The organism is Halomonas sp. 707D4, assembly GCF_024158685.1.
Classification (GTDB): Bacteria; Pseudomonadota; Gammaproteobacteria; order Pseudomonadales; family Halomonadaceae; genus Vreelandella.
The window spans coordinates 1-5,245 of record NZ_JAMZBD010000212.1; the positions used below are offsets into that span (position 1 = coordinate 1).

Genomic DNA, 5,245 nt, shown 5'->3' on the forward strand with positions numbered 1-5,245 from the left:
GCGTAACAGCGTGGTCTTGCCGCAGCCGGAAGGTCCCAGAAGGCACATCACCTCGCCCGGGGCGATCTCGAGATCGATACCCTTGACGACGCGATTCGCGCCGAAACGATGCTCGATGCCTTTAAGCGACAAGGCCTGCGCGCTCTGCGGGGTCACGGGCGTGGTAGACGTCATGGATCACTCTTTGAATCGATGAAGCGGCAGGCCGCCTAAGAAAGGCCACAGTGTATTTTCTATCGCCGCCACTTTCATCCATTAACGATTGCGCGTGATTTCGATTATCGTTCACCTTGACGCACGTAGCATCAATTCGTTAAATACCAAGGCGAATGAAAACCATTATCAAGAATATAGCAGACTAATCAATACTCCCAAGGAAACCGCTCATGAAACAAGCCCCCGTCGCCCTGGCCATTTCCGCCGCCCTGTTCAGCGCCAGCGCTCTGGCCGATCAGGTCAACATCTACTCGGCGCGCCACTACGACTCCGACGAGATTCTCTACAAGGCCTTCACCGACGAGACCGGCATCGAGGTCAACGTGCTGGAGGGCGATTCCGACCAGTTGATCCAGCGCATGCAGCGTGAGGGCATCGCCAGCCCCGCCGACGTGATGCTGACCGTGGACGCGGGCCGGCTGTGGCGCGCCGAGGAAGATGGCCTGTTCCAGAGCGTGGATTCCGAAGTATTGAACGAGCGCCTGCCCGAGGCGATGCGCCACCCCGACGGCATGTGGTTCGGCTTCAGCCAGCGCGCGCGGGTGATCTTCTACAACCCGGAGACCGTCGACCCGAGCGAGATCGACACTTTTGAGTCGCTGGCCGAGCCGGCGCTGGAAGGCCGCGTGTGCATCCGCTCGTCGAACAACATCTACAACCAGTCGCTGCTCGCCTCACTGATCGAGCACGACGGCGCCGAGAACGCCGAGGCCTGGGCCCAGGGCGTGGTGGACAACATGGCCCGCGACCCGGAAGGCGGCGACACCGACCAGATTCTGGGCGTGGCCAGCGGCGAGTGCGACGTGGCGGTGGCCAATCACTACTACTACGCGCGCCTTCTGAACTCGGACAACGACGCCGAGCGCGAAGCCGCCGAGCGCGTGGAGATCCTGTTCCCCAACCAGGACGATCGCGGCACCCACATCAACGTGGGCGGCGCGGGCCTGGTGGCCAATGCCCAGAACCCGGAAAACGGCATTCGCTTCCTGGAGTTCCTCGCATCAAACGAGGCCCAAGAGATTCTCGCCGAGCGCAACTACGAGTTCCCGGTGGTCGAGGGCGTGGCCAAGGACCCGCTGCTCGACTCCTGGGGCGACTTCAAGCGCGATGACATCAACATGAGCCTGCTGGGCGAGAACAACCCGGAAGCGGTGCGCATCTTCGACCGCGTGGGCTGGCGCTAAGCTTTCGCCAGAACCAGAACGGCCCGCCATTCGGCGGGCCGTTTCGTTGGCGGGGGTGCGCTAGTGCGCCTCGTCCCAGTTATCGCCGGTCTCCGCCTCGACGATCAGCGGCACTTTCAATTCCGCCGCGCCCTGCATGCGCGCTCTTACCTCGTCGATGAAGGCCTCGACCTGCTCCTCCTTCACTTCGAACACCAGTTCGTCGTGCACCTGCATGACCATCAGCGCGTCGAACTCGCCCTCGGCGAGCCAGGCGTCGACGTCGATCATCGCCTGCTTGATGATGTCGGCGGCGGTGCCCTGCATCGGCGCGTTGATCGCGGTGCGCTCGGCGCCCTGGCGTCGGGCGCGGTTCTGGGAGTGGATCTCCGGCAGGTAGAGGCGCCGGCCGAGCACGGTTTCCACGTACCCATCCTCGGCGGCCTGGGTGCGGATGCGCTCCATGTAGCGCGCGACCCCCGGGTAGCGGTCGAAGTAGCGGTCGATGTAGGTTTGCGCCTGGCCGCGCTCGATGTGCAGCTGGCGCGACAGCCCCCAGGCGCTCATGCCGTAGATCAGCCCGAAGTTGATCGCCTTGGCGCTTCTGCGCTGGTCGCTGGTCACTTTGTCGAGCGCGGTACCGAACACCTCGGCGGCGGTGGCGGTGTGGATATCGCGGTTCTCGGCGAAGGCTTCCAGAAGCCCCTTGTCCTCGGAGAGATGCGCCATGATGCGCAGCTCGATCTGCGAGTAGTCGGCGGCGACGATCCTGTAGCCGGGCCGAGCCACGAACGCCTGGCGAATCTTGCGTCCCTCCTCGGTACGGATGGGGATGTTCTGCAGGTTCGGGTCAGATGACGAGAGCCGCCCGGTGGCGGTGACCGCCTGGTGGTAGCTGGTGTGAACCCGCTTGCTCGCCTTGTCGATCAGGCGCGGCAGCTTGTCGGTGTAGGTCGACTTGAGCTTCGAGAGCCCGCGATGCTGCATGATGACCTTGGGCAGCGGGTAATCCAGCGCCAGCTCCTCGAGCACCGCCTCGGCGGTGGAAGGCGCCCCCTTGGGGGTCTTCTTGAGCACCGGGATCTTCAGCTCGTTGAACAGAATCTCGCCGAGCTGCTTGGGCGAGCCGAGGTTGAACTCGCGCCCGGCAAGCTCGAACGCTTCGCTTTCGAGCTCGCGGATGCGCGCCTCCAACTGCTGGCTCTGCCGGTGCAGGCGCTCGTCGTCGATCGCCACGCCGTTGCGCTCGATGCGCGAGATCACCTTGATCAGCGGCAGCTCCAGGTGATCGAGCACCTCAGCCAAGCGCCCTTCTTTTTCGACCAGCGGGCGCAGGGTGTCGTGCAGGCGCAGGGTGATGTCGACGTCCTCGCAGGCGTAGGGCGCGGCCTCTTCCAGGGCGATCTGGTTGAAGGTGAGCTGCTTGGCCCCCTTGCCGGCGATCTCCTCGAAGGAGATGGTCTTCTCGCCCAGGTACTTCAGCGCCAACGAGTCCATGTCGTGGCGGGTGGCGGTGGAGTTGAGCACATAGGACGCCAGCATGGTGTCGGCAAGCGGACCGGCCACCGTGATGTCGTAGTTCGCCAGCACGGAAATGTCGTACTTCAAGTTCTGGCCAATCTTGACCGCTTTCGTGTCCTCCAGAATCGGCTTGAGGGCTTTGAGTACCTCGCCACGGTCGAGCTGGGCCGGCGCGTCGAGGTAGTCGTGGGCCAGCGGAATGTAGGCCGCCTCCCCCGCTCTAAGGCAAAGCCCGACACCGACGATCTCCGCCTCCATGTAGTTGAGGCTGGTGGTTTCCAGATCGAAGCAGAAGCGCTCGGCCTTTTTCAGGCGCGAAAGCCACGCGTCCAGTGTCTTCTGGTCGGTGATGACGTGATCTTCCCGCGCAGCACTTGTGGCGGGCTCCGCTGCGTCCTCCGCCACCGGCTCGCCGCCGGCCACGTCATCGACGCCTTCGTCGCGGCCTTCGAGCAGCTCGGAAAGCCACTGCTTGAACTCGAGCGCCTGGTAGAGCTCGGTGAGCTTTTCCCGATCCGGGTGGGCGATCTCGAGATCATCGAGGCCCACCGGCAGCTCGCAGTCGGTCTTGATGGTGGCGAGCTGGTAGGACAGATACGCCTGCTCGCGGTGCTCCTCGAGCTTTTTCGGCAGCGTCTTGGCGCCGCGAAAGCTCAAGGTCTTCACTTTTTCCAGATCACCATAGATGGTGTCGAGCCCGCCTTCCATGCCCTGCAAAAGGCCAATGGCAGTCTTCTCCCCCACCCCGGGCACGCCCGGGATGTTGTCGACCTTGTCGCCCATCAGCGCCAGATAGTCGATGATCAAGGACGGCGGCAAGCCGAACTTCGCCTCCACCCCGGCTTCATCCAGGGTTTCGTCCTTCATGGTGTTGACCAGCGTGATGTGGGCGTTGACCAGCTGGGCCATGTCCTTGTCGCCGGTGGAGATCACCGCGTCGCGCCCGGCGTTCGTGGCGTGAAAGGCGAGCGTGCCGATGACGTCATCCGCCTCGACGCCTTCGATGCACAGAAGTGGCAGGCCCAGGGCACGCACGCAGTCGTGCAGCGGCTGCACCTGGCTTCTCAGGTCGTCCGGCATCGGCGGGCGGTGGGACTTGTACTCCCTGTACATCTCGTCGCGAAAGGTCTTTCCCGGGGCATCGAACACCACCGCCATGGGACTTTTCGGATAGTCCTTGATCAGGCGTTTGAGCATGTTCAGTACGCCCTTCACGGCGCCGGTGGGCTGGCCGTTGGAGGCGTTGAGCGGGGGCAGCGCGTGAAAGGCGCGGTACAGGTACGACGAGCCGTCGACGAGCACGATGGGAGCGCGGGCCATAACCATGTTTCCTGATGTGACTGGGCGCAAGAGCGCGTGAGCGTATCGCCTCATGATACGCGCACCCGGCCCCAAGTGCCGAATCCTGGGGCGAGGAAATCGCCTTAACGCTGCCAAGTGGTAAAACAAGCCGCTACAATGGGCGCTCAAAAATCCGGGCGAGAAAACGATGGCAGTATTCACCCCGCTTGGCGACGCGCAGGTCGCCACCTTTCTGGAACGGTTCGACGTGGGTGCGCTCAAGGCGCTCAAGGGCGTGGCCGGCGGCACGGAAAACTCGACGTTTTTCGTCACCACCGACCAGCGCGAGCTGGTGCTGACCCTGTTCGAGCAGGGCGAGCACGAGGAGCTGCCGTTTTTCGTCGAATTGATGGATTACCTGGACGAGCACCGCATCCCGGTGCCCGGCCCAGTGCACGACCGGGAAGGCACGGCGCTGCAGAGCCTGGCGGGCAAGCCGGCGCTTCTGTTCCCGCGCATGCCGGGCAGCCACCCGGAAAGCCCAAGCCTTGCACAGTGCCGGGCGCTGGGCGACGCGCTGGGGCGGCTTCACCTCGTTTCCCAACACTTTCCCGGGCAGCGCCCCAACCCGCGGGATCTTCACTGGCTGCAGGCGGTCCATCACAAGGTGCTGGGCTACCTGAGCCCGGATGACCAGACGCTGATGAAAAACCAGGTCGACGAGTTCGAGGCCGCCTTCGCCGAGGCAGGGGAACTGCCTTCAGGGGCGCTGCACGGCGACCTGTTTCGCGACAACACGCTGTTCGAAGGCGATACCCTGGGCGGCATCATCGATCTCTACAACGGCTGCACCGGGGATCTATTGTTCGACGTGGCCATCGTGATCAACGACTGGGCCACGGATGAGGATGGAAGGCTCAACGCCGAGCGCCATGACGCGGTGCTCGGCGCGTATCTGGCGCGGCGCCCGTTTACCCAGGCCGAGCGCGCGCTGTGGCCGGTAATGCTGCGCATGACGGCGCTTCGCTACTGGCTTTCAAGGCTACTGGTCGTTTACGTCGACC

At 63.8% G+C, this 5,245-nt stretch carries 4 protein-coding genes; 2 read left to right on the forward strand and 2 right to left on the reverse strand.

The features are described from left to right. Positions 1 to 174, reverse strand: a 174-nt coding sequence (locus BIS11_RS18570) for an ATP-binding cassette domain-containing protein (RefSeq protein ID WP_301286442.1), incomplete at its 3' end; no start/stop codon positions are given. 212 nt (positions 175 to 386) lie between these two features. Between BIS11_RS18570 and BIS11_RS10280 the strand changes: the two genes are divergently transcribed. After that, positions 387 to 1,400, forward strand: a complete 1,014-nt coding sequence (locus BIS11_RS10280; RefSeq protein WP_253424635.1) for a Fe(3+) ABC transporter substrate-binding protein — start codon at positions 387 to 389, stop codon at positions 1,398 to 1,400. Positions 1,401 to 1,460: 60 nt separating this feature from the next. Here the strand turns inward: BIS11_RS10280 and polA are convergent, their stop codons facing one another. Beyond that, positions 1,461 to 4,220 carry a DNA polymerase I gene (gene polA, locus BIS11_RS10285; protein ID WP_253586007.1) on the reverse strand — a complete coding sequence of 920 codons (2,760 nt, stop codon included), beginning with the start codon at positions 4,218 to 4,220 and terminating at the stop codon, positions 1,461 to 1,463. A gap of 169 nt (positions 4,221 to 4,389) precedes the next feature. Here polA and BIS11_RS10290 point away from each other — a divergent pair. Then, positions 4,390 to 5,245 (forward strand): homoserine kinase (locus tag BIS11_RS10290; RefSeq protein WP_253586008.1); only part of this gene is annotated, 856 nt, incomplete at its 3' end.

What these genes read in the sequence shown, in the direction of transcription:
- polA (WP_253586007.1), bottom strand. Translation starts at nt 4,220, where the DNA reads ATGGCCCGCGCTCCCATCGTGCTCGTCGACGGCTCGTCGTACCTGTAC.
- BIS11_RS10280 (WP_253424635.1), top strand. Translation starts at nt 387, where the DNA reads ATGAAACAAGCCCCCGTCGCCCTGGCCATTTCCGCCGCCCTGTTCAGC.